Source organism: Caulobacter sp. CCH9-E1 (assembly GCF_001556515.1).
Taxonomy (GTDB): Bacteria; Pseudomonadota; Alphaproteobacteria; order Caulobacterales; family Caulobacteraceae; genus Caulobacter.
Window position 1 is genome coordinate 1 of the sequence record NZ_LSJA01000163.1, and the last position, 3665, is coordinate 3665.

Annotated in this window: 7 protein-coding genes; 5 read left to right on the plus strand and 2 right to left on the minus strand. The window is 69.5% G+C overall.

Annotated features, from left to right (window positions below; translation table 11 throughout):
• A partial coding sequence (locus AX690_RS10270) for a TetR/AcrR family transcriptional regulator (RefSeq protein WP_231732169.1) occupies positions 1-1095 on the plus strand: 1095 nt, incomplete at its 5' end.
• Between the two features lie 165 nt (positions 1096-1260).
• Here the strand turns inward: AX690_RS10270 and AX690_RS10275 are convergent.
• A complete protein-coding gene (locus AX690_RS10275; protein ID WP_066682941.1) occupies positions 1261-1446 on the minus strand; it encodes a hypothetical protein in 186 nt (61 codons plus the stop codon).
• 141 nt (positions 1447-1587) lie between these two features.
• Here AX690_RS10275 and AX690_RS10280 point away from each other — a divergent pair, with 141 nt between their 5' ends.
• From AX690_RS10280 to AX690_RS10295, 4 genes are all read left to right on the plus strand, one after another.
• Positions 1588-2007 (plus strand): DUF2946 family protein, encoded by a 420-nt coding sequence (locus AX690_RS10280; RefSeq protein ID WP_066682942.1) that lies wholly within the window; start codon positions 1588-1590, stop codon positions 2005-2007.
• A gap of 149 nt (positions 2008-2156) precedes the next feature.
• A complete protein-coding gene (locus tag AX690_RS10285; RefSeq protein ID WP_066682943.1) occupies positions 2157-2822 on the plus strand; it encodes a GntR family transcriptional regulator in 666 nt (221 codons plus the stop codon).
• A gap of 190 nt (positions 2823-3012) precedes the next feature.
• A complete protein-coding gene (locus AX690_RS10290) occupies positions 3013-3246 on the plus strand; it encodes a hypothetical protein (protein WP_066682944.1) in 234 nt (77 codons plus the stop codon).
• Positions 3247-3264: 18 nt separating this feature from the next.
• On the plus strand, positions 3265-3456 hold the full coding sequence (locus AX690_RS10295) for a hypothetical protein (RefSeq protein ID WP_066682945.1): 192 nt from the start codon (positions 3265-3267) through the stop codon (positions 3454-3456).
• Positions 3457-3525: 69 nt separating this feature from the next.
• On the opposite strand, the gene cydX is transcribed toward AX690_RS10295, so the two are convergent.
• Positions 3526-3645 carry a cytochrome bd-I oxidase subunit CydX gene (gene cydX, locus AX690_RS10300; RefSeq protein WP_066682946.1) on the minus strand — a complete coding sequence of 40 codons (120 nt, stop codon included), beginning with the start codon at positions 3643-3645 and terminating at the stop codon, positions 3526-3528.
• Positions 3646-3665: the final 20 nt, after the last annotated feature.

The following is a 3665-nucleotide window of genomic DNA, read 5'->3' on the forward strand; positions in this document are numbered from 1 at the left end:
GTCAATTACAACTTCGGCAGTTTAGAACGATTGTTACTGGCAGTCTTCGAGCAAGGCGTCGAAGAGACCCGCGCCTGGCAGGAGGAGCGCGCGCGCGAGATCGCCGCCCTGCCCCGCTCGCCCGACGGCGCGGCCCTAGCCCTGCTGCACGTGATCCAGGCATGGGCCGGCGGCGGGCGTCGTTTGGCGCTGACCTATCAGGAGGCCGCGGCGGCCGCGCCTGGCGAAGGCCCCGCGGCGGCCTGGACGCGGCTGTGGCGCGACTTCTGGCTGGAGACGGCGGCGCGGTTTGGTCTGCCCGCCATCGATGGCCGCATGCTGCACGCCTTCTTCGAGTACGAGGCGCTGTACAGTCTTTCGGCCTGGTCGCCCGCCCTGGAGACCGCCGCGCTGATCGAGATGGTCGAGCACTTCGCCGCCACCTGGCTGGGCGCGCCGGACCGCCCCGCGCGGAGCGCAACGCCGCTGGCTGAACGCACGGCCGGGACCCGTCCCTACGGCTCAGTGCCGCCGGCCGCCATGCGCATCGCCAAGGCCGCCGCCGGGGTCGTCGAGGACAAGGGCCTCGCCGGTCTGACCCACCGCGCCGTCGCCGCGCGCGCCGGCGTCACGACAGGCTCGGTGACCCACCACTTCCGGTCCATCGAGGATCTCGTGGCCGGCGCCATCCGGGGCCAGGTCCAGGCCATGACAGACGAAGCGGCCGCCCAGGCCGACGCGCCGCCGTCGATCGAGGCCATATTGGCGCCCGAAGCCTGGATCGCGGCGCTTCGTCCGCACGTGACCTCGGAACTTCCCTCTCCCCCCGTCATCCGCCGCCGACGCCTCTTCCTGGCGTCGATCCGGCGACAGGAGTTGGCCGCCGCCGGCGCCGTCATTCGATTTTCGTACGGCGGCACCCTGCGCGACAGCATGGGCCGGGTGTTTGCGCTCTCGGCCGACGATCTGCCGCTGCACGCCAGCGTCTTGGCCCGCCTGTTGTCGGCGATCTGGTTCGCCTGCGCCGGTGACGAGGATCCCGCGGCCGGCCGCGCGGCCTTGTTCGAGCGCATCGCGGCGGGCGTGCTAGGACGCCTATCGCCGCGATGCGCTTAAGGCGTGGCCATGAGCTGGATGGGATTACAGATCTCCGTCCGCTTGAAGCGAGCGGTGCGGATGCAATAGCCGCCGTTGGCGCGCCTCCAGGGACACGACACTCCCTCGAAGCACCTCCCCTAGAACCCAGGCGGGATTTCGTTCAGCAGTGGGGTCAGGCGGCCCTTAGGTCGCCCCTCTCGCGAGGCTCAAGGCCTTTTGCCGAAAATCGACCAGCATCTTTTCCGTCGGTTCGCGCACCTCCGGCGGCGCCGTCTTCAGCGACCCGGCGTGAAAAGGCGGATCCGGGTCGTATTCGCTCATCAACTGGCGGCGCTGGGCATAGGTCGGATCGCGAAGCTCGGCGACCATCGCCAGGCTCGACCACCATCGCCCCCCCCTGCCCCGTGCGATTACCTAAGGATCAAGCGGAATTTCTGTATACATGAATACCTTAGCGCCTTTCGGATGTTCATTCTTGGCTTGCGACCCTCGGGGGATTACGAGGGAGACGTGAAGAAGGCCGCTCACAAGCCTTTGAGGACCGATCTCGCGATGGCGTTCGCCCTCGTGGCCGTCTGCCTGCGCGTGCTGATCCCGAGCGGATACATGCCGGTATTCAGCGCCAATGGCGGGCCGACCATGGTGATCTGCACGGGCGCGGGCCCCAAGCTGGTGACGGTTCGCAGCGGCCTCCCCTTCGATCGTGAGACGGCCGAGGGCCAGCAGCACAATGACCACCAGCCCACGTCGAAGTCCGATTGCGGCTTCGAGGGGCTGACCCAGGCCGCGCCTTCGATCGAGCCACGGCTGACGCTCGCGCCAGCCGCGCTCGTCGCCGCCGCGCGTCTTGGCCCCCTCGCCGGGCGCGACCTGACCCTGCCTCTGCGCGCTCGTCCTCCGCCACAGACGGGACCGCCGATCCAAGCCTGACGCCTCGCCCGCGCGCCCTGGCCGCTTGCGGCCCCGCGCGCCCATGTCAGCTCAGATCGGTGTCCTCCCATGCCGTACGTCTTCCTTTCCCCGGGGGCCGAAATGGCCCTTTCGCCCTGTGTCGCGTCTCAAACCTCCGAGGCGCGCGCATGATCCGCTCAGCCCCCAACGCCGCCGCGGCCGTGGCCGAGCACCTTCGCGACCAGATCGTCCAAGGCCTTCTGCGGCCGGGCGTCCTGCTGCGCCAGGAGGCGGTCGCCGCCGAGCTCGGCGTCAGCCGTATCCCCGTCTTCCACGCGCTCGCCAAGCTGGAGTCGGAGGGCCTGATCGAGATCTCGCCCAACCGCGCCGCCTTCGTCTCCACGCCCAGCGCGCGCCGCTGCCTGGAGATCTTCGACCTGCGTCGCCTGCTGGAGGGCGACATGCTGGCCCGCGCCATCGGCCAGCATACGCAGCGATCCTTGCGGGCCGTACGCGCCGTGATGCTGGAGTTGGAGGATGACGAGGGCCCTCGGGCTTGGATCGCCGCCGACCGCCGCTATTACGCCGCCCTCTGCGGGCCGGCCGAGCGCGACCTGACCTTGATGACCGTCCAGAACCTGCGCAACGCGGTCGATCGCATCTATCTGGCCAGCGAGGCGCCCGTGCTCGACCGCGAGACCTGGATCGATCGCTATCAGGCGCTGTTCGACGCGGTCGCCGCCCAGGATCGCCAACGGTCCGTAGACCTGCTTGGTGAGAACATCGGCGCCATGCAGGCCATGGTCGCCAGCCTGCTGCCCGATCAACCCGCCAACGGAACGACGGGCTCCTAAAAGCCCCCGTCGGCGACGGCGTTTAGGCGTGGCGAATTCCTTGCCCGGCCGAGCGCCGTCCAGGCGCCGCGAACCTTGTCGGAGGCTCGCGGCGTCACCGCCTTGGTTCGCCTAAGCCCTGCCCCGAAGCCAATCCCGCCCGAGGGCCCGAAAGCGTCGCCGTGGGCTTGAGGCGCCGACGCCTGTTCAGTTGCCCATCGGAAAGTTCAATGCCTGGCCCATCCTCACGCAAAGCCTCGCTCCTGACCGCCGCGGCGTCTCTGGCGCCGATCGCGATGGCCTCGACCGCGCGGGCCAGGCGGCGGCGCTAGCCGGCGAAGCCGACAGCCCGGTCTCCTCGGTGACGATCGCCCGTGCCCGAGCGCCGCAGGACCTGGCGCTGGGCGCCCCGGCGAGCGACCTGAAGACGCCGCTGTCGATCTAGACCGCTCTAACCGACCTGATGCTGGAACAAGGCGGGACAACCCTGCTGGACGCCCTGCGCAACGTCCCCGGCGCCCAGCCCGACCTCAGCTTCACGGGAAGCCATTCCCGGGTGGCGGTGCTGCGCGGTTCGATCGCCGACAGCGGCGCCCAGAGCAGCCGCATCGTTCGCGACGGCTGGGGGCGGACGCCGGGCAAGGCGCCTGCCTAAGGCGTTTGCCTCATGAAAGCGGCAGGCCGCCTGGTGTCCAGCCAGGCGGCCTCGAGGACCTGGTCCGCATCAGGCCTCGCCCTCGACGGCGTCGCCGCCGTCGAGAAGGTTGAACTCATACCAGACGCCGTTGAGGACGCCGAAGGCGACGGCGAGGCCCAGGCCCAGGATCCAGGTGAAGTACCACATTGGTTCGTATCCTTCGGATC